At 56.8% G+C, this 21,121-nt stretch carries 27 protein-coding genes; 8 read left to right on the top strand and 19 right to left on the bottom strand.

What is annotated here, in order from left to right; translation table 11 throughout:
• Positions 1 to 79: 79 nt before the first annotated feature.
• Positions 80 to 757: a leucyl/phenylalanyl-tRNA--protein transferase gene (aat, locus tag B5527_RS17040; RefSeq protein WP_079602557.1), complete on the top strand. Its 678-nt coding sequence runs from the start codon at positions 80 to 82 to the stop codon at positions 755 to 757.
• A gap of 34 nt (positions 758 to 791) precedes the next feature.
• Here the strand turns inward: aat and B5527_RS17035 are convergent, their stop codons facing one another.
• The gene (locus B5527_RS17035; RefSeq protein WP_079602556.1) at positions 792 to 1,712 is read right to left on the bottom strand and encodes a DUF2155 domain-containing protein; all 921 of its coding nucleotides are present in this window, start codon (positions 1,710 to 1,712) and stop codon (positions 792 to 794) included.
• Positions 1,713 to 1,941: 229 nt separating this feature from the next.
• Here B5527_RS17035 and B5527_RS47645 point away from each other — a divergent pair, with 229 nt between their 5' ends.
• Genes B5527_RS47645 through B5527_RS47640 form a run of 3 tightly spaced genes read left to right on the top strand, consistent with a single transcriptional unit; the run spans position 1,942 to position 2,963 of the window.
• Positions 1,942 to 2,196 (top strand): DUF6884 domain-containing protein, encoded by a 255-nt coding sequence (locus B5527_RS47645; protein WP_425305077.1) that lies wholly within the window; start codon positions 1,942 to 1,944, stop codon positions 2,194 to 2,196.
• On the top strand, positions 2,196 to 2,555 hold the full coding sequence (locus tag B5527_RS17030) for a hypothetical protein (protein ID WP_079602555.1): 360 nt from the start codon (positions 2,196 to 2,198) through the stop codon (positions 2,553 to 2,555). Before B5527_RS47645 ends, B5527_RS17030 begins: the two co-directional genes overlap by 1 nt.
• Positions 2,556 to 2,963 carry a DUF2493 domain-containing protein gene (locus tag B5527_RS47640; protein ID WP_079602554.1) on the top strand — a complete coding sequence of 136 codons (408 nt, stop codon included), beginning with the start codon at positions 2,556 to 2,558 and terminating at the stop codon, positions 2,961 to 2,963. It begins immediately after the preceding gene.
• Here the strand turns inward: B5527_RS47640 and B5527_RS17020 are convergent.
• The gene (locus B5527_RS17020) at positions 2,902 to 3,525 is read right to left on the bottom strand and encodes a DUF4118 domain-containing protein (protein WP_079602553.1); all 624 of its coding nucleotides are present in this window, start codon (positions 3,523 to 3,525) and stop codon (positions 2,902 to 2,904) included. The genes B5527_RS47640 and B5527_RS17020 overlap by 62 nt on opposite strands.
• A gap of 59 nt (positions 3,526 to 3,584) precedes the next feature.
• Entirely contained in the window at positions 3,585 to 3,890 is a 306-nt protein-coding gene (locus tag B5527_RS17015; protein ID WP_154072308.1) for a hypothetical protein, read from the bottom strand.
• A 767-nt stretch (positions 3,891 to 4,657) separates the two neighbouring features.
• Between B5527_RS17015 and B5527_RS17010 the strand changes: the two genes are divergently transcribed.
• Positions 4,658 to 5,773, top strand: a complete 1,116-nt coding sequence (locus B5527_RS17010) for a DUF262 domain-containing protein (RefSeq protein ID WP_079607333.1) — start codon at positions 4,658 to 4,660, stop codon at positions 5,771 to 5,773.
• On the opposite strand, the gene B5527_RS17005 is transcribed toward B5527_RS17010, so the two are convergent.
• The 3 genes from B5527_RS17005 to B5527_RS16995 are packed head-to-tail and all read right to left on the bottom strand — an operon-like array spanning position 5,770 to position 9,799.
• Positions 5,770 to 6,582, bottom strand: coding sequence for a DUF3883 domain-containing protein (locus B5527_RS17005; protein WP_079602551.1), 813 nt, complete (start codon positions 6,580 to 6,582; stop codon positions 5,770 to 5,772). The two genes, B5527_RS17010 and B5527_RS17005, sit on opposite strands and share 4 nt — an antisense overlap.
• Positions 6,583 to 8,502: a DEAD/DEAH box helicase gene (locus B5527_RS17000; RefSeq protein WP_079602550.1), complete on the bottom strand. Its 1,920-nt coding sequence runs from the start codon at positions 8,500 to 8,502 to the stop codon at positions 6,583 to 6,585.
• Positions 8,495 to 9,799 (bottom strand): hypothetical protein, encoded by a 1,305-nt coding sequence (locus B5527_RS16995; RefSeq protein ID WP_154072307.1) that lies wholly within the window; start codon positions 9,797 to 9,799, stop codon positions 8,495 to 8,497. The genes B5527_RS17000 and B5527_RS16995 overlap by 8 nt, the downstream gene beginning before the upstream one ends.
• Positions 9,800 to 9,920: 121 nt before the next feature.
• On the opposite strand from B5527_RS16995, the gene B5527_RS16990 reads away from it, so the two are divergent.
• Positions 9,921 to 10,841, top strand: coding sequence for a DNA-methyltransferase (locus B5527_RS16990; RefSeq protein WP_079607332.1), 921 nt, complete (start codon positions 9,921 to 9,923; stop codon positions 10,839 to 10,841).
• Positions 10,842 to 10,873: 32 nt separating this feature from the next.
• Here B5527_RS16990 and B5527_RS16985 read toward each other — a convergent pair whose 3' ends face one another.
• From B5527_RS16985 to B5527_RS16980, 3 genes are all read right to left on the bottom strand, one after another.
• A complete protein-coding gene (locus B5527_RS16985; protein ID WP_079602548.1) occupies positions 10,874 to 11,383 on the bottom strand; it encodes a hypothetical protein in 510 nt (169 codons plus the stop codon).
• Positions 11,384 to 11,553: 170 nt separating this feature from the next.
• Positions 11,554 to 11,964, bottom strand: coding sequence for a hypothetical protein (locus tag B5527_RS44040; protein ID WP_154072306.1), 411 nt, complete (start codon positions 11,962 to 11,964; stop codon positions 11,554 to 11,556).
• A 99-nt stretch (positions 11,965 to 12,063) separates the two neighbouring features.
• A complete protein-coding gene (locus B5527_RS16980; protein WP_245332626.1) occupies positions 12,064 to 12,264 on the bottom strand; it encodes a hypothetical protein in 201 nt (66 codons plus the stop codon).
• Positions 12,265 to 12,368: 104 nt separating this feature from the next.
• Between B5527_RS16980 and B5527_RS47635 the strand changes: the two genes are divergently transcribed.
• Positions 12,369 to 12,521: a DUF7220 family protein gene (locus B5527_RS47635; RefSeq protein ID WP_425305101.1), complete on the top strand. Its 153-nt coding sequence runs from the start codon at positions 12,369 to 12,371 to the stop codon at positions 12,519 to 12,521.
• Positions 12,522 to 13,009: 488 nt separating this feature from the next.
• Positions 13,010 to 13,573, top strand: coding sequence for a hypothetical protein (locus B5527_RS46325; protein WP_154072305.1), 564 nt, complete (start codon positions 13,010 to 13,012; stop codon positions 13,571 to 13,573).
• 105 nt (positions 13,574 to 13,678) lie between these two features.
• On the opposite strand, the gene B5527_RS16970 is transcribed toward B5527_RS46325, so the two are convergent.
• From B5527_RS16970 to B5527_RS16925, 10 genes are all read right to left on the bottom strand, one after another.
• Positions 13,679 to 14,383, bottom strand: a complete 705-nt coding sequence (locus tag B5527_RS16970; protein ID WP_079602547.1) for a hypothetical protein — start codon at positions 14,381 to 14,383, stop codon at positions 13,679 to 13,681.
• Between the two features lie 9 nt (positions 14,384 to 14,392).
• Entirely contained in the window at positions 14,393 to 14,857 is a 465-nt protein-coding gene (locus tag B5527_RS16965; RefSeq protein WP_172842573.1) for a nucleoside 2-deoxyribosyltransferase, read from the bottom strand.
• A gap of 32 nt (positions 14,858 to 14,889) precedes the next feature.
• The gene (locus B5527_RS16960; RefSeq protein ID WP_079602545.1) at positions 14,890 to 16,863 is read right to left on the bottom strand and encodes a hypothetical protein; all 1,974 of its coding nucleotides are present in this window, start codon (positions 16,861 to 16,863) and stop codon (positions 14,890 to 14,892) included.
• Between the two features lie 154 nt (positions 16,864 to 17,017).
• Complete coding sequence (locus B5527_RS16955) at positions 17,018 to 17,341, bottom strand: hypothetical protein (protein ID WP_079602544.1); 324 nt, start codon at positions 17,339 to 17,341, stop codon at positions 17,018 to 17,020.
• A complete protein-coding gene (locus B5527_RS16950) occupies positions 17,338 to 17,559 on the bottom strand; it encodes a hypothetical protein (protein ID WP_079602543.1) in 222 nt (73 codons plus the stop codon). The genes B5527_RS16955 and B5527_RS16950 overlap by 4 nt, the downstream gene beginning before the upstream one ends.
• Positions 17,546 to 17,971 carry a hypothetical protein gene (locus tag B5527_RS16945; protein WP_079602542.1) on the bottom strand — a complete coding sequence of 142 codons (426 nt, stop codon included), beginning with the start codon at positions 17,969 to 17,971 and terminating at the stop codon, positions 17,546 to 17,548. Before B5527_RS16945 ends, B5527_RS16950 begins: the two co-directional genes overlap by 14 nt.
• A gap of 4 nt (positions 17,972 to 17,975) precedes the next feature.
• Positions 17,976 to 19,148 carry an N-acetylmuramidase domain-containing protein gene (locus B5527_RS16940; protein WP_079602541.1) on the bottom strand — a complete coding sequence of 391 codons (1,173 nt, stop codon included), beginning with the start codon at positions 19,146 to 19,148 and terminating at the stop codon, positions 17,976 to 17,978.
• A gap of 13 nt (positions 19,149 to 19,161) precedes the next feature.
• Positions 19,162 to 20,235, bottom strand: a complete 1,074-nt coding sequence (locus B5527_RS16935) for a phage late control D family protein (protein WP_079602540.1) — start codon at positions 20,233 to 20,235, stop codon at positions 19,162 to 19,164.
• Positions 20,236 to 20,356: 121 nt separating this feature from the next.
• A complete protein-coding gene (locus tag B5527_RS16930; RefSeq protein WP_079602539.1) occupies positions 20,357 to 20,578 on the bottom strand; it encodes a tail protein X in 222 nt (73 codons plus the stop codon).
• Positions 20,578 to 21,072 carry a phage tail protein gene (locus B5527_RS16925; RefSeq protein WP_079602538.1) on the bottom strand — a complete coding sequence of 165 codons (495 nt, stop codon included), beginning with the start codon at positions 21,070 to 21,072 and terminating at the stop codon, positions 20,578 to 20,580. The genes B5527_RS16930 and B5527_RS16925 overlap by 1 nt, the downstream gene beginning before the upstream one ends.
• Positions 21,073 to 21,121: the final 49 nt, after the last annotated feature.

Here is a 21,121-nt window from a genome sequence, read left to right as displayed (position 1 = left end):
CGGCCACCGGCGGGCGTGACACGCGGCATTGATGATCCGGCCATCGCACGGCCGTTTTCCGCCTGCTATCCTCGCGCCCATGACGTCACGCGACTCCGCCGCTTCCGAGATCACCCCCGAAGTGCTGCTACGCGCTTACGCCTGCGGCATCTTCCCGATGGCCGAAAGTGCCGACGATCCGACGTTGTTCTGGGTCGAGCCGGAAATGCGCGGCGTGATTCCGCTCGACGGCTTTCGCATCGCCTCGCGCCTGGCGCGTACGGTGCGCTCCGACGCCTTCACCGTCACCGTCAACACCGCCTTCAAGGCGGTAATATCAGGCTGCGCGGCGCCGCAGGCAGGCCGCGACGACACCTGGATCAACAAGCGGATCCGCGATCTCTACATCGGACTGCACGAACTCGGGCACGCCCACAGCGTCGAGGTCTGGGACGATGACGACCTTGTCGGCGGCCTGTACGGCGTCAGTCTCGGCGGAGCCTTCTTCGGCGAAAGCATGTTTCATCGCGCCCGCGACGCCTCGAAAGTGGCGCTGGTGCATCTGGTGGCGCGGCTGATCGCGGGAGGATTCGAGTTGCTCGACACCCAGTATGTCACCGAGCACCTGCGCAGCTTCGGCGCGGTCGAGATCTCGCGGCGGCGCTACACCGCCCTGCTCGACAGGGCGATTGCAGGCGAGGCGGATTTTTCGACATTACCGGTCGACCGGCCGATCAGCGGCCTGCGGGCGCTTCAGATCATCGCGGCGCGGGGGTGAACGTTCTCCGGACGCTGCACCGCGTCCGGACACGTTATTGCCTGAAGGCCGGGAACGGCGCGGGCTGCAGCGGCGGTGGACGCGGCTTCGGTGGCGCGCGTTTCTGGACCGGAGGCGGCGCCGGCTTCGGCACATCGGCCGGCGCGGCGCTGACGACGGTGGTTTCCGGGTTTTTGCAGTCGGTCAGCCAGATGTCGTAGATCGGATGCTCGACGCCGTGCAGGCCGGGGCTTGCCGCGAACATCCAGCCCGAAAAAATCCGCTTCACTTCGCCCTGCAGCGTGATCTCGTCGACCTCGACAAAGGCGTCGGTATTGGCGGCTTCGGTGGCCGGACGCGTGTAACAGGCGTCGGTCTTGACGCGCAACGCGCCGAACTGGACGGTCTCGCCGATATCCTCGTCGAAATTGATGATGCGGCCGGTGATCTTGTCGAGGCCCGAAAAACTCGCCTTCTTGTTGACGATCTTCTGCGCCGGCGGTTCGGTGACCACCTCGTCACCGGGCTGCAACGTGGCCGGCGCCTGCGGCACGCCCTTGGGCTGGTGCTGCCCCGGCGGCAGTCCGGGCAGCGGGTTGGCGGCCGGCGGCGCGACCGCGACGCCCTGGTTGGGCTGCGGCGGCGCGACCGCGATCCCCGGCGGGGCATTTTGGGGAATGACGGTGGTACCGGGCGGCGGCGCCAGCGGCTGAGACGTCACCGCACCGGGGGGCGGCACGCCCTGCCCCGGCAGCGGACGGTTGGGGGTCGGCAACAGCCGGCCCTGCGGCAATTCCGGCACGTCCTCTTCGTCGTCGGGCTGCTGCTGCTGATAGCCACGCGGAATGGCACCGGGCGGACGCGGCGGGGGTTCGGAAAAGATATTGCCGATCTGCGCGTGCGCCGGCGGCGCAAGCGAGATCGCTGAGGCGGCCACGAGGGCCGCAAAACCGGTCAGGGCAATGGTTCGAAGCATCTCGCGGCTTTAAAAGGCGAATCGGGCTCGCGACATCGTACACGGTACGGGGTAATCCGCCGCTCGCAGGGCCTCCGGTTAACACGCCGAATACGGCGGGTTTACGACGTCAGATTTTTCTGCAGCAATATCAATGCATCAGACGTCACATGTTCGCACCTCGTTCACCCTTTAACACTCGTTTCTGGTACGAAACTGGTACGCGAGAAACCCGCCTTCCCCAGAACAATTGACCTTACTTCATGGAGAAGACGATGACCACGCCGATGAGCGGCATCGACAAGAACGGAAACGAGATCGGGTTCGGCGACCGGGTCTACTAGGAATCCATGGCGGGAGGCTCTTGATCCTTGCAGGACAGATCTATCGGTCTGGCCTGATGCAATTCCTGTGGACACGTTTTTACGAAATTGGCATCCCGATGGATGGACTGAAAATTGGAGAGCAGCTGAGCTGGCTAAGCAAGGCTGCCAAGGTGAAGTAATGGAACAAGACAACAAAGAACTCCTCGGCCGCATCGCTGGCATGGCTCTGACAAAGCTGTCTGGAATGAAGTCAGCGACCGGCGTCTACTTCAAGGTCGTTGAGGCTGTGGGTGCCGGTGAGGTGAAGGTGATCTGCACCAACCCCGGACTCCAGCGGATGGAGCGCACATTCCCGGCATCGCGTGTCAGGGATCAACTGCGCCCCGAGATCATCCAGGTTCAGCTAGATCCCGTAAGCGGAGAACTCCTCGACTATGTCGCGAAGTGCTACCTCACGGAGCGTCAGACCGACGAGAACGACGAAACGCTCAAGGCCAGGCTTCACGCCTTTGCTATGGGTCCGAAGGCGATGCACTAAATGAGGGTATTAGTTTTCGGCGGCCGAAACTTCCGCGACAGAAGATGGCTGTATCGCGTTCTGGACGCACAGGATGCGCGCTCCATGATAAGCTGCATCATTGAGGGGGAAGCGTCCGGAACCGACAGGCTGGCCAGGGAATGGGCTGAGGACCGCGGAGTCGCATTCGACCCCTACCCTGCAGACTGGGACAACATCACAAGGTCCGGCGCCGTGGTGAGACGCAACCGCGCCGGCAAATTCTACGATGCAGCTGCTGGCGCGATCAGGAACGAGCGCATGCTCAGAGAAGGCCGGCCGGAGCACGCGATCGGCTTCCCTGGAGGCAACGGAACGCGCGACATGACTAAGAGATGTTGGCTATACGGCCTTGAGCCGCAGCTCGTTGGTGCTCGCCCACCTTCCTGAGCGCCCACGGTACCACAATCGATACGCTCACATTGATCATCAGGTATACGATCTCGCAGACGGTCGGGAAGCTAAACTCTGTGACCGGCGGAACAATGCTGAAGTTGTACGCCACCGCCGAAAGAACCGTGAGCACGAGGGCTGGCACGGTGCCGAATCCCATTGCCGCTGTGCAAACCGCGAGAGTGAAGATTACCTCGGGCTCGGAAGCCACGATCAACCGATGCATAAAGAAGGCGATCGGTAATGTGACAAACAGAGCCATCACGGCATAGGAGATGCTCGGAATCAGCGACAGCCCGATCGGTACGGTTTCTGTGATCGGAGGGAAGTGTCTGGCGAAAGCTGGATCATCGAGATCGAGCACATGAATGGGAAGCTGCTTGAACCATGCCGGCGAGTATCCGCTCTCCAAGCCATCCCACAGTTTGTCGATTGCGAAAATCAGTCGCTGAACATCAACCGACACCAGCGCCACATCGTCGCCGTCCTGAGACTTGGCGATGAAGTTCGAACCGAGGTGCGAGATCGCGTAGTGGCGATACTCAAAGTTTTTTTTCATTTGTCGCCCCAAAGAAAAGGCGAGCCTCCCTACCGCTCGCCTCCTAACGTTCCCTACATCTACAAGACAGTCGCCAAATCTGCCACCAAGGGTGCAAGTACTACGAGGGCGGCGCCACTTGCAGCAGCCTTCGTAACTATCGAAAGAGGAATTTTGGGGAACGGCAGGATGCTCGCCGGCTCCGTAAATGGAGCGGCGCCATTGGCGAGATCGAGATCGATGAAGCTTGATGGATTCTTGAGCCAGTCCTTGATCCAGACTGGAAGGCTGTCAGTGGATGCTTTCTTTGCCACAAGGTCCATGGCGTCCCAGAGGGCATCGACGCCTTTCATGATGCTGATGAGATAGGCAGACCGCAGCGTCATCTCGTCCCCATCCATCGGTCTCGCAGTATAGAGTGGGCCATCATTTTCGACGCAGTAGGATCTGTATTCAAACGAACTATTCATTTTTCTTTTGCTGCCAGCCAGTCTTCGCGATGCCGCCAATCGGCCCTCGATTTGGCATTTGCACTAACGCGGTTTGCTCAAATGTGCAAGCCCTGCCTTTTTGTTCTGCAGACTGAGCAAAAAGTTCCAAAAAGTTCCATCATCTCAGCTATATGGCCCGAATTCGAAATCGGTCACGGTTCCATTAGCCCACTTGCCAATTTGCATTCTATGAGGTAACGCAAACGACGAATGCAAATGGAGGGGCAATTGTTCCGCAGGTTCCTAAATTCAATTTCATCAAGCTTTTACGGGCTTTTGGAGAAATCACGGACCTTGAGACATCTGGAGGCAAGCGACGTTACGCCAACTATGGTTGACAACGCTTGTACATTAACGATCCCGGCGGCAGCAGCGCGATCTGATCGTGAGGCGGCCTGGCGCTATTCTTGGCGCGGTAATGGCCGCCGAATCGATCTAGACAGCGATGGTGCGTACCACTTTGGTCTATGCCGCCGCGCCCAAGGCAAGCCGGGTGACGCTTGGCCACCTCCTAAAGGCCGATACCACCAAGATCGCCGGTGGGCCTTCTCCAATTTCGTATCGGTTTTACCCTCCTTGTTGAAGGGAAAGCCTTGGTTTTGCTGGGCTTTAAATTTAAGGTGAGACGCTTAAGGTTGAAAGCAACACATAAACGGAGCTTCATGACGACCATCGCGTTAGTTTCGGAGGTCGAAGGGTTCGATGATGCGCCGTCCGCTTCATGGGGCGAGTACTCACTCGACTCAGTCTTTGTGCGCAACGAAATTCGCTCAATCTCGGATGTCATCCGCCGCATTGATAGCAAGCGATACATTTTAGATCCGGATTTCCAGAGAGATTTTGTATGGCCGGAGGATAAGCAATCGAAGCTGATCGAAAGCTGTATTATGCGCATTCCGCTTCCCGTTTTTTATCTCGCGGAGGCAAAAGACGGCCGAATAATTGTCGTCGATGGGCTTCAGCGTTTGACTACGTTTCATAGATACGTGAAGGGACTATTTCGGCTCAAAGATTTGGCTCCGCAGCAATCGGCGGATGTCTCCCACCTACTGGATGGAAAGAAATTTTCTGAGTTGGCGATTGAACTGCAGGAGCGTTTACTCGACACTCAGCTCATTACGTACATTCTTGATTCTAAGGCACCAGAGCGAGCGAGGCTGGATATCTTCGAACGCGTTAACAGTGGTGTGCCTCTCACACGACAACAGATGCGCAATGCACTTTATAACGGTCCCGCGACCCTGTGGCTAAAGCACGCTGCCGATAGCACAATGTTTAAATTGGCGACTGGCGAATCGCTGGACCGCAAAGCGATGCGTGATCGCGAAGCGATAAACAGATTTTGTTCGTTTTTCCTAAATGGTTGGAAGTCTTACAAGAGCGATATGGAGGTGTTCTTGGCATCTGGCCTAGAGGCGATGAATGTTTTGCCGCAATCGGAACTTCTTGGCCTGCGCAATAAATTCAGCGAATCAATGCGCATGAACCGGTATTTATTTGGAGACCATGCATTTCGAAAGTCTCTCGGAAACCCCGACGGTCGCCGCAACGTGCTTAACATTGCACTTTTTGATGTTTGTTCAGTACTTATCGCGCGGTATAGCGACGAACTTGCGACCAAATCCAAGTCAGGGGATCGCGTTAGGTTGGCATTTAAGTACTTACTTTCCGACGATCGATTTCTAAAAGCTATTACCTATGGAACTAATAGCACTCAGGCAGTTACGACCCGCTTCGAGCTGGCGGAAGCTGTGCTCAATGAGTGTTTTGACTACTAAGCCGCCAGCAAAATTAATATTGCGTTGTTCCATTCGCCTCCGTCGCCATCAGTCGGGATCTGCGGCATCAGTTCAGAGACAGTGCGCTCGTGCAATTTATTTCTGTCCATATCCCAAATGTGGAATACATATCGTGGACCAAACTTCAACGCCGTCCTCCATTCGTTCCGAGTAACATAAAAGCGACCCGAGCCGCGGAACGACTTTACTTCGATTAGTCGCGATATTGGTTCCGCTTCACCCGCATCGAATGACAGAATGTCGTACCCGACAGTATTGTCCTCAATCGCCATCCATGTTGGCGCTCGCGAAATACCCAAAATCTTCAGTCTTTCAGTTTCGAAGGCCAGCGAAAGTCTTTCCGCCCTCCGCGCCTGATCCATCGCGGAGGCAGCGCTAATGGTTCGACCGTTGGATTGAATCCTGTCCCACCAAGCAACGGTCTCTTCCGACGGAGGCTCATCCAACAATTGTGCACACCGAAAGCAGCTCACCTCATCTCGGCTTATTTTCTGAATAAATTTCTGACGACCCAAAGTGACCAATCTGGACCAAATTGGATTTTGAACGAGAGCCGCTTCGATGCATGCTCGAAGGAAGCGGACAGGATGATCTATCTCAGACGCTTCGGGAATTAGCAGGTCAAGCATCGCTGCCGCGTCGTAGTCAAGAGCACCTATCTCCATTCTCGTTGTCAAGGCAATCAAATCAGTATCAGTGAGTTGTGGATGAGCTTTTCGATAAGAACGAAGGTGCTTTAATGCTTCAAAAGCGCTCATCGAAAACATGCGTTGAACGCCGTCGCGCATTTACGTTTCGTCTTCGTCCAAATTCCGTGCGGTGCCCTCAAGTTCTGCGACGAGATCGACGAGATCTTGAAGATCAACGGAATAATCTATGGGGTCGTCGGCGGCTTCCTCGTCTAGTGCAACTTCATGCAAATCAGGGTCATCAAGCAGCTGCTGTAGGCCTCGGATCTTACTTCGCAGACGGCGACTTACTGAGAAGTCGATACTGCCTAAGCCGGCAGGCGCCTTGGTCTGATAAATCGAGATATTGGTCTCAGTGCCAGCTGCAAGTCCCAAGCGATGTATTCGGTCAATGGACTGCAAATAATGCGTGGAGACGTAGCTTCGATCCAAATATATCGCATCATGACAAACCGTATGAAGGCTTATTCCCTCTCCTGCGGCGGCCGGATTGGCAATCAAGACATGGCAAGAGGAATCAACGTGGAAGCGTCGTATGCGACCCTCGCGGCTGTTTAAGTCACTATCATTACCGGTCGGCACGTCGCCATAGAGAGATACCGGGTTTAAGTCGGCCAACATTCGTTCAAGTTCGTGGAGAGTGTCGGTGAAGATCGTCCAAACAAGCGCCTTCTTGCCCTCGGATACCAAACTCCGGACATGATCTTCGACTGCCCTCATCTTAAGAGACGGTCCTTCCAGTATAACTTGGTCGGCAATTCCGGAATCCAAGCCCACAATATCCCGGGTCATACCTTGTAACGCCAAGATTGGATTGGAAGATAACTGAAGCAAGCGCATCACGGATCGTCGCGCACCAACAAAATCAATCTGGCTACCGATTTTTGCTGAAGTAACCTGCGCTAATTGGCTCAAAGCCTCGCGGCGAACGACCGCATATAGAGCCAGATGTCCGGGCGCCATTGGGACCTGAATGAAATGGCGCTTTGCTGGAGGTATACCAAGTTCATTCTTTGTCGTCCGAACATACAAATGTTGGCAAACTTCGCGCGGCACGCGACCACGAGATATTTGCAGGTCGAGCCCTTGCCCGGGCCACAAGAAACCCAACTGCGCTGCTAAGTCATTTGGACCCTGTGGCATGGGCGTTCCGGTAAGTATGTCGCGCCTGACGGGCAGACTCGCCACGTTCAATAAAAACGCACCACGCTGCGACGCGAGGCCAGCCTTCATTCTGTGCGCCTCATCAAGCACTAAATGCACGGGGTTTCGCGCGAGATAGCTGGCGAGCAAATCTGCCTGTCTTACCGCTAAATCGTAGGAGATGAGATATCGTTGATTGCCCGACCGAAGAAGCTGATCGATATCGGTGGCCGAGCCCTCAAGAATGCAAAACTGCTCGATTGCGTTCGTTGAGATTGTTGGATCCATGCATTGGTCCACAACCTCTCGCCAAGCGGCAAAGGAAGATTTTGGCCCGATTACCACCAGCTTTTGATTCGGCCTGTGGACTAAAAGATGGAGAGCAAATGTTACGGTTGTCTTCCCGGCGCCCGGCACTGAAAAATTTGCACCATGAGGCAATTGCAGTAATTGTCGCAAATCTCTCAGTTGAAAAGGCTTCAGGGATCTTTTTGTAAAACCGAGTTCGCTAAGTCGCCCCGTAATGTCCCCCTGAAAGGGTACTCCCGTCGCTTTAAACAGATTGGTTGCTCTAACCTCGTCCGAGAATTTGCGTAGCATTTCTGAAGCTGCGCCGACAGGACGAAAGCGAAACCCGAATTGCTGTTGCTGGGAACGCGATCCGAATTCTCGAACTAGCGAAAGAACATTGGCCCAGGGTAACTCAAGTACATTATCAGTTATTGTCGCTTCCATGGCATCGGAGATAGCTTTCGCGCGCAACCTGTCCCAGATTGAGTCGGCATCAGGTGCACGCCGAACGAAGCGACCTGTAAGCCGCACCGCATCGAACTCTATATTTATGTCGGAAATATCTGGCGAGCTCGAATCAACCAATATCGGGGCCTCTCAATTTCTGAAGAATGGTCCGCAGGCCGGTCGTCCGACTTAGTATCTCAAGCAGCTGTTTCTCGATTGCAGCATGCGTGTTCGGATCGGATGCTCCAATATCAACATCCTTCAATCGAGCGTTAATCTGTGTGACAGCCTTTAAAGCGGAGTTGCCTCCCTTCAGCTCCCTCTCTGTCTCTAGTATTCCTCGGCAAACGTCTAAAAGAGTTTCGGTCGCCTCTTCCTTTGTCTTCGGGTTTTTTAAAGCCTGAATCAGTGGCTCGTAATCTTTTCCGTCGGATTCGAAATCGACATCGAAACTTCCATCGTCAGCGGGCTTCGCCTTTTCCTGGAGAGGCATATTTAGATTGTTTGCGACGCGATCTAGAACATCAGCAGCCTTTGCACCAAACGTGACATTGAAAGCATACAGCCGCTCCTTTAGATCACTTCGTTTGTCAAACAGGCTCCAAGCAATGGCGCGACTGGCCTCGGCTAGGCTGGCACTTTTCCCCTCAACATTCGACGGCAGATCTTTAAAGAGCTGAAAGGCATCCACAACGCGACTGTATTCTCCTTCAGCTTTAGCCCAATCGCGAAGATAGAGGTTGGCCTCAGTTAATGCGGCCAAGTAATTTTTAATTTCCGCTTCTTTGCGGTCAAGTCGCAGAGCAACAGTCTCGATGTTTTTGTGGGTTTCTAAGAGGCGGGCGATCAACTGGCATTCGCCGATCCAATCGTAGTCCAGGCGAGTCTCTGGCTTAGCTTGTAGGGCGGCTTCGATATCGACTATCTCATCCGGAGTAGCATCCTGAGGTAGAACTAAACAGTCTACGTGGGAGAATACGCCAAACGTTTGCGGATCCTCGAACAGGAGTTCTCGCATCCCGGCTAATCGACGATTGCCGTTTACGACCACACCCCTGAACGAGATCAGGAGAGGCTCTCTTTGTTTGTCGGTCTTAAGCACATTGATAATTGGGACGACCGAATCGGCAACGCCTTTACGCGAAAGTTTTGCGAGTATTTCGTGCTGAAGCTGCTGGACGCTTTCCGTTTCTTGCCCGGTACCAAAAAAGCCGGCGGGCTTATTCTCTCGTCTGACATATTCCTTTTGATCAATGAAGGTTCGAAAATTCTCCATACGATAGACCAAAGCGTTTTCCGGTAGGCGGACAAACGGAAGTTCAGTCCGCTGACTCCGAAAATCATAGAATTCGCGAGTTTGCCTACTTGCTGCTATAGCGGAATTGATTAACGATTCGCGTTCAGCGCTCGACCGTAACGTAATCTGATAGCTCATCCCCCCGCTCCCCCCTCGAAGCCGCCGGCAAGGTTGTTTCTTTCTGCAACCTAACAGAGAATCCTCTGGATCCGCTAGCCTTCCTATGATAGCTCTGGGTGTTGTACCGATGGAAATTATTATGCCCAACCACATCCAGAAGCTTGCCAACGGGAAGATTCAGTCGCGGGGCGCACAAAGCAGGCTGCCAGTTGAGCTTGTGCACGGGGATGCTTTCGAATTTTTGTCAGAACTAAAGGCTGATTCTGTTGACCTCATCATTGCCTCGCCCCCCTATTTCATGGGGAAGGAATACGAAAAATCCTCAAGCATCGAGGAATTCAAAAGCGAGCATATACGTCTGCTGCCACTGCTCGTCCGAGCCCTCAAGAGCGGCGGTAGTATTTGTTGGCAAGTCGGCAACCATGTTAAAGCCGGGACCGTGATTCCTCTTGATGCAGTCGTCTATGGGATATTCGCTGATGACAAAGAATTGAAGCTTCGAAATCGGATCGTCTGGACTTTCGGCCACGGTGTTCATGCGTCAAAGCGGTTTAGTGGCCGACACGAAAGCATTCTTTGGTTCACTAAGGGCGCTGATTATTTCTTCAATCTGGATGCCGTTCGAGTGCCGCAAAAATATCCGGGTAAGCGACACTATAAAGGGCCAAAGAAGGGGGAGTGGAGCGGGAATCCGGCCGGAAAAAACCCATCCGACGTTTGGGATATTCCGAATGTAAAGTCCTCCCACATCGAAAAAACGGCTCACCCTTGCCAATTTCCGGTTGGGCTTGTGCAACGATGTATACGGGCAATGACGCCCCCAAACGGAGTAGTGGTGGATCCCTTTATGGGCTCGGGGTCAACGGCTTTAGCCAGCGCTATCGAAGGTCGAAAGTTTATCGGCTGCGACAAGGAAAAGAAGTATGTGAAAATCGCCCAAAAACGAATTGGCGAATTTCGGCAGGGGAAGGTGATTCATCGGCCCCTGGACAAACCGATAGTAGATCTTCCTCAGTCCCATTCGGTGGCAACTCGGCCACCCCATTTTTCGACAATTTGATTATCGCGACATCGCAACCTCAACCAGCGAGACTAATCACGAGCAAAGCCGCGGGCCACCCAAACCAAAAAACTGCCGCCTAGTATTAAGAGCACGATGGGTGGCGCGACTGTCCATGCTGCAAACGGTATGATGTCAGAGCCGTATCGCCACCAACGCTGATTCCAGAACTGTTTTGCAACGTAATTCTGGTCGTCCTTGGTCATCTGGGCACTCAAGTAGAGCTTCGAATTGTCCGGAAACTCAGCGCTAATAAGGGTACCTTTTTTAACGTCCTCGTCCCAGGTTAACCCGTTCGAATAGCTGACGACGTCGAATGTCGATGACAACATGTTGCGGGACGGCGATTGCATCAGGTCGTAGAAATTCTTCGTCCAGTCAACCTTGTTCGGGTCTGGTACGTCCGATCTCATCTGGTAAATGTAAGAATATTTCTTGGCGAAACTGGCCGGGGCCATTGATGCTGACAGCAGCACCGCTCCCAAGACCCAGAGCACGGATACGAATATCCAAGCACGCCACAGTCCACGCTTCACGTTCATCGGCTCACCCCACCAAAAGCAGTAAGATGATCTATCACAACCCCTGCATGTTTTTCAAATCAGCACCGATACTTTCGGGCCAATTCATGCTGCCGGTGTGGCGAGGTTAACTTCTGGCAGGTCTGGCGATCGAAATGGAGGCCGCTCGACCAATGAACACCGACGATGACTCACGGCACGCGTGTACTGCCGCATTCTCCGCTAGGAAGCGCGCAAAATATCAGATCACCTGCGACCTGATCGATTTGCCAAAAGCCAAGCACCACCGGATTGGGCTGCGCAACTGGAGTTAGTCTTGTTACTACATTATCTCCGTTCAATACGGTTCCATGAAGTTGGTGGGTCTCAGCGCATGTTAACTTGAGAAGAAGTGGTGGCGGTCCACTGCTCTTTTCTCTTGCGAGGCAATCGTAAGCTTTGCTTTCTTTGCGATTGAGCACGATGGACGTCCAATCGTAATAAACTCCGTTGATGCCAAACCCATTAGGCATAAGGTCGTACTTGATCGGTGTCTGGGCGTTAGCCATCTGCGGTATAAAAGCAGTGAGCATTATGGACATCAAACCAATCGATACGCGCATAATTCACCCCTCCTGTACTAATCGTTGAGGCAACCAGCAGTCGAACGATAGCATACTTTGAAGGGTTGCATTGCAGCATAATACACGTAGATCTGTCGCTTAAACCCCGTGGCCGTGGGCGCTAAATGCCTCGACCACCTTGTCGTAGACCTCCTGCGGGTCGGCGGCGCCGTTCAGCCGCTTCATCGTATGGCCGACAAACCATCCCAGCAGCTGTGGTCGAAGCTTCGCCTGCTCCACCTTGTCGGGATTATCGACCATCACGACGGCGATGGCGTTCTGCGCTCGATCGATCGGCACAGGTTAAGGCAGCGCATAGGCGCAGTCGGCGCACATGATTGCCCGCTTGTCGCCGATGCATACCGCCAGCATATTGGATCGTTGCCTGATTCGCTCGCTCAGGGATCAATCTGCAGAGCTTCGCCATCACCCTGATCTTCACTATCATTTCGGTCGTCCGCAGCTACCTCGTGCGCCGGTTCTGCGAGACATACGTTCGTCATGCGTGGTGCCAGGAGGTCTATGACTGCTTTTTCAGCACGTGGGGGTTGACGTGAACTGGAATGAAGACATACGGCCCCAGCGTTATGGCTGGGCGCCAGGGAGCTACATCTTTCTTTGCAGAGAATGCAAATTCAACGAGGGGAAGGATCGGCAGTGCAGAAAGACTGCGACAGCATCGAAGCCGAGATCCTCGAACTGGATGCGCTTCTCGTAGATGAACGTCTATCCGACAATCTTCGGGCAGCGCTAGAGGGAGCTGCCCAGGGCACTCAGGAACGTCCTTGCTCCTGAGCACTGGCAGACTGCATCCCAGACTTTTTATCGCATAGATGCCCGCCCTATTGAGGCGGAGAGCAAGCGGCAGCACTAGACCGCCGACCCGATTTTCTCGGAAAGGCTAGTCCTAAGACGGCCTTGATGCGTCCAATCTCGTCGGACTGACGGTCACGCAAGAATTTAGCGATCCAGCCCTCCTCTGGGTGGCGAAGGAGATCATCGCGGCGTAAAATGCTCGGTCTCCTACCTTCAGACGGAGGCCAACATGAAGAGCAATCTGGATGGAAAACAGGTTCCCGTGAAGTCGCTTGAGGGAATCCGGTCACTTCTGATGCGGGAAATTGCGGTCCAACTGCTGAGCAACCGTATATGTGCGAATAACATTGCCGTGCTGTACCAACTGCACAAGCTTGACGCCAAAGCCGATAACGGTCGGCCATTCAAACTAGAGTTCGACATCGACGCAAGGGATAGAACCTTCAGGGAGGAAAAAGTAAAGCGGAGCCGCGTGGAAGCAGAAACAGAAACAGAGGACGATTGGAGCGATGCCCACGCTACCGGCGGTGCCGGCGCTACCGGCGGTGCCGGCGATGCCGGCGCTACCGGCGGTGCCGGCGATGCCGGCGGTGCCGGCGCTACCGGCGGTGCCAGCCATGCCGGCGATGCCGGTAGCCCTGACGCTGGCTACGTCGATGCGGGAACGTTGACGACAGTTCGGGTCGACACGACCACCGAAGGTGAGTGGGAGATTGAGGGTGGTATTCCCGGGCTGATCAAAATCAGAATTAAGGAGAAGATAGACGTCAAAGAAACTGCCGAGCCGAGATAACGCACTGTATTAGACTTATTATCACGTCGGCGCCTGCCCCATCGCCCGAGGCAGGCTCCGGCACTAGTTGAGTCCGCTGTCATCACGGACTCAAAGTAATTGCCATCAGAGCCCCGGCGAATAAGCCAGCGGCAGCAGGGCGGCTGCCTTCGTTCTCTTTGCCGATCCAACGAAATTGGTATCCACCATCTTGTTCAGGTGGATACGCATCGCCTGATCGAGGTCTGCATACATCTCCTCGATGCTGGCATCGTTGTGGATGATGAAGTCCGGCCTGATCAGGTCGATACGCTCGCTCGGATGCACGCCCCACATCAGACCGAACTTGTCGTACAGAAATTCCCCGATCTTCCCCCACTTGAACTTCGCCGGCTTGGTGCCGGGGCGCTTGATCATGATGACGATGCCACCTCGGCGGCGGATAGCCTCAGCCTCGTTCGGGAAGCGCACGGAGTCGTTCATCACGGACTCGACGTCAGCGATACCGCGCTCCCAGGTGTTGGCCCAGATATCCTCGCCGATCAGCTTGCGGCCCCACTCTGTTCCGATCGTGATCTGTGCATAGCGGGAGGTGACACCCAGCTCGGGGATCAACTGCTCCTTGAGATCGCCCACCAGATAGCGGGTGATCATATCGCTCGACATGCCGTTCGCCTGGAGCAGCACGGCGAGCATCGCCCGCAGCGGCTCGGCGATGTGCTTGCGGCGGATGCCGTACTTCTTCTCCAGGTACAGCGCCGCGGTCGTCTTGCCCGACTGGGCGAAACCTGCGAGTCCAACAACAGTCACTTCATACTCCTTTGTTTGCATTCAAGCTAATCAGCAGGCAAGCAGCTGCCGCGTGACGTCGATCGCGTCCCACAGTGTCGGGACGCGGAATCCGATGAGCTGGTTGATCATCGCGTGCTCGTGGGGGTTAGAGCCGTCCGGCTCCATCGCCACGACGATCGGTGTGCCGGCTGCATCAGCCCAGGCGATCTCCAGCACGGTGCCGATCGAGACCCTGGTTGCCCCCAACAGGTTCACGAGCAGCACGTCGCAGCGCCGCGCGTCCCAGCGGTCCCGCACGGTCAGGCCGCGAGGCATCGACATGGGACTCTTCAGGCGCTCGGTCTCCTTGGCGCAGTCCGTGAAGACGCCTACCGTCTTCAGGTGCTCCTGCTCTCGGAGAGGCGAGAGCGCCTTGATCCCGAACTGCGCCAGCTCCGCCTTCGCGTACTGCCGCCAGTCCGTGGCGCCCTCGAAGTTCAGACCGGAGATCGGACCGGCCAGATAGACAAGCATGCAAGCCTCCTTATTTGCATTCATGCAAACGATTAGGCAACCGAATGGGCCACGGCTTCACGCGCCGCCGGCATCCGGATGATCGGTTTCTCGGGCCGCCACTTGCCCTTCTGCAGCGTGATGATGGCCCGCTTGCCGTCCGCATACTGCACGACGTGCGAGACAGCCCAGCCGCTCGGTCCCTTGTTGTACCCGTGACGCAGGTTCATCGCTCCAGCCACGTAAACTCCTTCGTTGATCTCCGGTGAATGCTTGTCCCCGATGGTCATCTTGCGACCCATGCGGGCGAAGCCAGCGACCGTTCCCTTGGCGCCGTTCGCGCCGCGGAAGCCGTGGTTGCCGACCTCGATGCCGTCGATCAGGTAGCTGTAGCCATCGTGGCACCACCTGATCTTGTCCCCGAGCTGGGGATATTTCATGCGGATCGCGTGTTCGAGCAGCGAGAAGCGCGGAACCGGCAGATCATTGTCGATCGCGTGCGAGCGCGCCTCGACGTGACCGAGGTACGCATCCTCCAGCTGGAGGCCGAAGCGAACGTTGATGCCGTCGTTTCGGTAGCGGGCCTCGCGGGCATACTTCTCCAGCGCCAGGTCATGGTTGCCCTCGGCAACGACGCCCTGACGATCATCGCCGCAGGTGCGCAACAGGAAGTCGCCGCACTGGATGACCTCGCCCTCGACGCTATCGCGGCCACGGATGGCCATCTCATAGCTGTAGGCGTTGTCACCAACGTGGTGATGGTTGCCCGGCTCGTTGTCGAAGATGTCGTGATAGATCGAGAAGTAGGGATTGAGCACCTCGATCACCGAGTTGCGCTGGTAGCCCACGTTCCCACGCATATCCCAGCCGAAGGACGCCATGGTGTTGGCTGCATCGAGTTTGCGGACGTGGATGTCGGCCCAGGTGATCGCCTTGACGCGGTGACCCGTCGTGACCTCTCCGTCCTCCACATGGGCGTCGAGGTCGTAGAAGGCCCCATCCTCGCCAGCGGTGATCTGCCGACAGAACACATCCCCCTCCTCGTCGAACTGGACTACGGTGGCGCCAACCACCTGATGGAAGATGGATTTCACGCCGGCCTTACGCGGGATGACCTTCGGGCGCGTCACAGCGCCGGACGTCATGACCTGGTGGGCCTGGATGTTGGGGTCGGTCGAGGGAACGGACTTCAGCTGGCGCTTGGCGTGCGGAAACACGGCCCAGCGGCCCCGGCTATACGTCACGAGGTCCGAGATCGGCTGCGACGCGGTCGGCAAGGTGTTCATCTCACCGCAGAACATGAAGTTGTCGCCGATCTTCATCTGGCCGAAGCACAGATACGGCGTCAGTTCCGTGGCGTAGGCACGCGCGGTCGGGTTGTTCTCAGCCCACCATTGGGTCTCATATGTCCACGGACCCACGACGATCTCAGCGTCGAGATAGGCTGCATAGGCCTGGAGGTTGGCCCAGAACTCCTCATGGATCGGCGCATCGTTCTGCGCACCCGTGAAGATGAAGTTGCGGTTCCGCGGATTGGTGATCGGCGCGACACGCAGGGTGTCTGTCATCCACGTCCGCGGGGTGCCCTCCTTGATGACATAACCGCCGACCGAGCGGTCATAGCGCCGGACAAGGTAGGAGTCGATGATGATAGCTTCCGGATTCACAACCGGATACTTCGAGGCGGTGATGAGGTCAGTAACCTCCGACGAGAGCGATACCGCCCGCATGTGGGCGTGGTCTTCGGCGGACAGTTCTTCGCCAACTTCTTCGGACCCACGGGTCACGGTGGCGGCCTTAGCCGGCGGAACATAGAGCGACCAATCGACCGCGAAGTTCTCTCTGCGCTTGCGCTTCAGCGCTTCTTCAGCGCGGACCCAGTTGGGATAGTTGATGCCTTCGCGGCGCTCAGCGGTCTTGGTGGCCGAAGCAAGGCCACCGCGTTGACCCTGAGGGTGGTACCCGATCTGCAGGAGATCCTCGACGATCTTCTTTCTGCGGGCACGCTCAGCGGTTGACAGTGTCATGGAGCCTCTGGATGGAGGGATTTTATGGGTTGACGCCTACCACAGAATTTGCATTCGTGCAAATTTCGGGCAAATGAAGGCACAAAAAAAGAGGCCCCAGGCCAGCGCGAAGCTGACACCGGGGCCGAGGTTGGTTGCCGGTTGACCCGGCTTATTATTGTTTGATCAGGTACTTCATGATCCGGTCGACGATCGCGTCAGGCATCTTCATCACCTGCTCCGCGAGGCCGTCCATCCGTTCGGTCAGACGGGTCTCGATCGACTTCACGGTCTCCCAGGAGGCGTACTCCTCGGCAACCTTGAGCTTGAAGTCGGCAAGCGCCTTTTCAGTATCGTGCGCTTTCTCAGCTGCAGACTCGATCTTTGCATCCATGCGCCACCAGACGGTGAGGATGAGGCCGACCGCTGCAACGGTAGGTCCGAACAGGCCTACGAGGCCTTCAATGTTGATCACGTCGATGGTAGACGGCGCGGTCATTTTTGGTTTCCAGTCTGAAGTGCGTCGATCTCAGCTAAGCACTCAGATGCCCCTTCGATGCGGTTGTTGGCAGTGATGAGGGCAGATCGGTAGCGGGCGATCACCGCGACCTTGTCCATCCCCGGGGCGATTGGCGGCAGCGCCACCTTCTTGGCGACCTTCTCGCACTCGGCGAGAGCGGGCGGCAGGTTGCGCAGATCCGGCTTACCGGATGTCAAGCAGCCGCCGAGACTCAGCGGCAGAAAGGCGATCGCCGCTGCGCGCAGGGCGTTTGGCCAGCTCTTGTTCATAGGAATTGACTTTCGAGTTTAGGGCGGCGGCTGCCTTCGCCTGCTCGTCCAGCCAGCCGGCCTTCGGAGGAGTCGCTTCAGCCTTCTGCTCGGGGCAAGCCTGGGTCTTCTGCTGAGCTGCGGCGAGCTGCAGCTTCACGACTCCGAGTTCCTTCGTCAGGGACTCGATCTTGCCTTTCTGGCTTTCGACGCCCAGGTGGTGGACGTAGCCGAGGATGGCGAGAACGAGCACGACGGCCGAGATCACCTTGCCGGTGGTCGAGGTGAGGAAGTCCAGGACCGCTTTCGCGCGAGCCTGGACCGTGGGGACGAGCCCCACGATCGTTTCGATGACGGACACTGGATTACTTTCCGATGTTGTTGCCGGTCTGGTGATCCAGCAGGCGGGCCTCGATCACCTTGCCGTAGCAGCCGAGGATGACGACGCCGGCCACGATGAGACCAACCCACCAGTAGTGGGCGGCGTGGACAGCCACATCTCGGACGGAGTCGAGGAAGCTGTGCGCCCCGGTGGCGTTGCCGACCGCAACCTTGGCCTTGTGGAGAGCGCCGGTTTGGGCCGCGCCGCCGATCGCGCCGGTCGCGATCAGCACCTTGGTCACTCCGGATCCCTTCTGGGCCGCAGCGATCGTCTTCGAGCCCTTGGCTTTCAGATCCTCTGCCGTGGCGTTGGCACGCTCCTGGCTGACCTGGCGGGCCTGATCAGGGGTCGCCTTGTCGAGCGCCGCAGTGGTCTCGTCATCCGGGTGGCCGGTGATCTTGAGGCCCTGCTTGCGCTGGAACGCGGAGCACGCGCCCGTGGTCAGATCGCCCCAGTCACCATCGACCGTGCCGACCTGATAGTTCAGCGCCTTCAGCTTGGCCTGATAGACCAGCGTGACGGACTTGGCCGGCTTGGCCTGCATGTCGCCGTTGGCGATACGCTTCTCCCACGCCGCATCGGCGTTGCGCATCTTGACGTCGTAGTTGTTCTGCTTGTAGCCGGCGCCGTTGTAGCCCTTCGCGAAGGCGGCGAAGTTCTTCTCCTTGAGATAGCCGTCCAGATGGTTGGCCTTGATCTCGCGGACCAGAGCCTCGATCTGCTCGGCGATGCCCTTGGACAGCTCGGCCACCATCGCCGTGGCGCTGGCGTATTTAAGCTCCTCGGCATTGAAGCCCATGGTCTGGCCGAGACCCCAGGACGCCGCACGGTTGGCGACTTCCTCGTCGATCTCGCGGGCCTTTGCGATCAGCTTCACGCGGTTGGCGGAAGTGCCCTCGTCCTTGTATTGGGTCTTCGGGCTCCAGGTCTTGATGGCGAGGCCGGCCGCGATGGCCTTGCTCAGCTTGCTCGGCTGATGCTTCTGCATCTCCGAATAGAACTTATGCCGCTCGAACAGGAGGGTCGGGGTATGTCCGTCAACCTCGAACGGCTGACCAGAGGTTTCACACTCGACTACAGCCAACAGGGACGACTCGGGCCAGCCCTGGGCCTTCGCCGCCGCCATGATGGCGTCGATGATTTCTTGACTGAACATTTCTTTCTTTCGGTTAGAACGGACCGTTGAAGGTCCCGTCTGGGATGACAGAGCCCATCGGCTCACCAGGAAGCGGCTTCAGGAACCACTCCTCGGCGCGGTCGCTGTAATCAGCGCCATCACCAGGTGCTCTGCATTCGAGGTTCGTCCGAATGCCCGTGCTCCTGACGTACGTGTGGGTCGCCTTGTCGACGACGTAGGATCCGTTGATGCCGTCGCGCATGCCGCTGACCAACAGCGTCTGCTGATCTCGGACCCAGGGATCACCCTTGGCGAGATCGAAGACCGCGTAGACCTCTGATCGCTTCAGCGCTTCGCCCTTCGAAGCTGCAGCCGCCGTGGCCTCCTCAACGGAGTTGAAGACGTTGCCGATGGTGAAATGTTCAGCGCCGTTGTCCGCACCAGGGATCGCGGAATTGACCCACTGTCGGATGTGCTGGTCCTTGTCCCAATAGGCGGCCTTTACCCCGGCGAACTCCGATTTGGAGCTGTACCGGACTGACCAATCGCCGAAATGTTCCGGCAGCAGGACGAGGGTTGGAAGCGCGATGCCGCTCACGCTCTCGGTCGAGTCACGTGGCGCGAACACCAGCTTGCCGTCAGCGATCTTGGCCACAGCGCCATAGATGCGCTCCAGCTCATGGATCATGTGCAGGTTGCTGACGACCTGATTTTTGAAGGGGATTTTTTGTGAGGCAAGTCCGCCCGAGATGGCGGTACTGATGCCGGTTTGTCCGGCCATTTGCCCGAGGATGTCTCCGACCGTCTTGTTGTCGAAATTTGCGATCTGCGGTGACTTCTGAATGTCACGAAGTCCCGTGGAGAGTCCTGTAAGTTGTATGCTGCGAGGCTTGCCGAGGAAGGTGACGTCGTCGATTTCGAACGACCCCATGTAGGCTAGGCCTACTTCCTGATATCCAAGCCACAATGAGATGTTCTCGCCGGGGTACGGCCGAACGATTCTCCAGTCTCGGTCATCGAGCATGATAGTGCAGATGTCGCCCTCACCGCCTCCCGCGGTAAGATCGACCTTGATCTGCGTGGTCCTATCGTTGAAGCGACCAGTGATGTCGATGCCGTTCCGCATGACCCGGTAGATCGGGGTGTAACCTGTAGGCACGCACGCCTCCAAAACGAAAAGGCCGCCCCGAAGGACGGCCTGATGCGCTAACGCATATATTTTGATCGGAACGATCTGCTATTGCAGATCAGCTCCAGAGGAAGATTTGCGGGAGAACCTTCGGACCCGACATCTGCTGCGGCGCATCCGGGAGGTCGATGACGATCCCGATCGGCAGAACGATGCCGTACAGCTCAATGCCGTAGTCCTGGTCGATGACCCACTCGACGATCCGGTTGTCGGTCGATCCGTACCTGTCGTAGCAGATACGATCGAGCCGATCGTACGTCTTGGTAACGTAGGTTGACATTAGGTCACCACGAAATTGTCGGGCGCGGTCGACTCCAGGTCGTCACCATAGCGCTTCAGCTCCAGCGTGAAATCGATCTTGTGAGCGATGCCGACAGCACCGATCTTCGATTCCGCCGAGCGGACCCGCATGATGACGAAGTTGCCGAGGTTCTCGCTCCCGTATCCGCCAGGACCGGAGAGCGGATAGAACCGTGCCAGGATGTAAGGTTTGCCGCTGCGACCAGCATCGCGCAGCAGCTTGAGGGTTGAGAGGCCACCGAAATGGTAGGGGTACATCCGCCCGTCGATTACGATGTTCTCCTCTCCGGGTCCAGTGAACTGCATCGCCGGGTCACGTGACAGGCGATCGTTCGAGACCCAAGTGTATTGGGAGTCTCGCGCAAAAGTTTCGAAGCCCGGAGTGTCGTTCCCGGGCAGCGGCGCGTAGAAAAGGATCACGTTGTCAGTTGCGGAAGGGTCAAGCGAACCCAACCCCAGTAGCACCGATGCCATGGAATCCTCTCGATTGGAATTGAAGGGGAAGTCCCGGCCCCGTAGGGCC

Origin of the sequence: Bradyrhizobium erythrophlei, from assembly GCF_900129425.1 — a bacterium.
Classification (GTDB): Bacteria; Pseudomonadota; Alphaproteobacteria; order Rhizobiales; family Xanthobacteraceae; genus Bradyrhizobium; species Bradyrhizobium erythrophlei_C.
Note: the sequence above shows the minus strand (reverse complement) of the source record. Positions and strands in the feature narration are given on the sequence as shown.

Excerpts from the sequence above, each read along its gene's own strand:
- B5527_RS16985 (WP_079602548.1), bottom strand. The coding sequence starts at position 11,383 with ATGAACGTGAAGCGTGGACTGTGGCGTGCTTGGATATTCGTATCCGTG.
- B5527_RS16960 (WP_079602545.1), bottom strand. The coding sequence starts at position 16,863 with ATGACACTGTCAACCGCTGAGCGTGCCCGCAGAAAGAAGATCGTCGAG.
- B5527_RS16925 (WP_079602538.1), bottom strand. The coding sequence starts at position 21,072 with ATGGCATCGGTGCTACTGGGGTTGGGTTCGCTTGACCCTTCCGCAACT.
- B5527_RS17030 (WP_079602555.1), top strand. The coding sequence starts at position 2,196 with ATGGAACAAGACAACAAAGAACTCCTCGGCCGCATCGCTGGCATGGCT.
- B5527_RS17010 (WP_079607333.1), top strand. The coding sequence starts at position 4,658 with ATGACGACCATCGCGTTAGTTTCGGAGGTCGAAGGGTTCGATGATGCG.
- B5527_RS16990 (WP_079607332.1), top strand. The coding sequence starts at position 9,921 with ATGCCCAACCACATCCAGAAGCTTGCCAACGGGAAGATTCAGTCGCGG.
- B5527_RS46325 (WP_154072305.1), top strand. The coding sequence starts at position 13,010 with ATGAAGAGCAATCTGGATGGAAAACAGGTTCCCGTGAAGTCGCTTGAG.
- B5527_RS16965 (WP_172842573.1), bottom strand. The coding sequence starts at position 14,857 with ATGCTTGTCTATCTGGCCGGTCCGATCTCCGGTCTGAACTTCGAGGGC.
- B5527_RS17005 (WP_079602551.1), bottom strand. The coding sequence starts at position 6,582 with ATGCGCGACGGCGTTCAACGCATGTTTTCGATGAGCGCTTTTGAAGCA.
- B5527_RS47640 (WP_079602554.1), top strand. The coding sequence starts at position 2,556 with ATGAGGGTATTAGTTTTCGGCGGCCGAAACTTCCGCGACAGAAGATGG.
- aat (WP_079602557.1), top strand. The coding sequence starts at position 80 with ATGACGTCACGCGACTCCGCCGCTTCCGAGATCACCCCCGAAGTGCTG.
- B5527_RS17015 (WP_154072308.1), bottom strand. The coding sequence starts at position 3,890 with ATGACGCTGCGGTCTGCCTATCTCATCAGCATCATGAAAGGCGTCGAT.
- B5527_RS16955 (WP_079602544.1), bottom strand. The coding sequence starts at position 17,341 with ATGACCGCGCCGTCTACCATCGACGTGATCAACATTGAAGGCCTCGTA.
- B5527_RS17020 (WP_079602553.1), bottom strand. The coding sequence starts at position 3,525 with ATGAAAAAAAACTTTGAGTATCGCCACTACGCGATCTCGCACCTCGGT.
- B5527_RS16970 (WP_079602547.1), bottom strand. The coding sequence starts at position 14,383 with ATGCAAACAAAGGAGTATGAAGTGACTGTTGTTGGACTCGCAGGTTTC.
- B5527_RS44040 (WP_154072306.1), bottom strand. The coding sequence starts at position 11,964 with ATGCGCGTATCGATTGGTTTGATGTCCATAATGCTCACTGCTTTTATA.
- B5527_RS17035 (WP_079602556.1), bottom strand. The coding sequence starts at position 1,712 with ATGCTTCGAACCATTGCCCTGACCGGTTTTGCGGCCCTCGTGGCCGCC.
- B5527_RS16935 (WP_079602540.1), bottom strand. The coding sequence starts at position 20,235 with ATGCGGAACGGCATCGACATCACTGGTCGCTTCAACGATAGGACCACG.
- B5527_RS16940 (WP_079602541.1), bottom strand. The coding sequence starts at position 19,148 with ATGTTCAGTCAAGAAATCATCGACGCCATCATGGCGGCGGCGAAGGCC.
- B5527_RS16995 (WP_154072307.1), bottom strand. The coding sequence starts at position 9,799 with ATGAGCTATCAGATTACGTTACGGTCGAGCGCTGAACGCGAATCGTTA.
- B5527_RS16930 (WP_079602539.1), bottom strand. The coding sequence starts at position 20,578 with ATGTCAACCTACGTTACCAAGACGTACGATCGGCTCGATCGTATCTGC.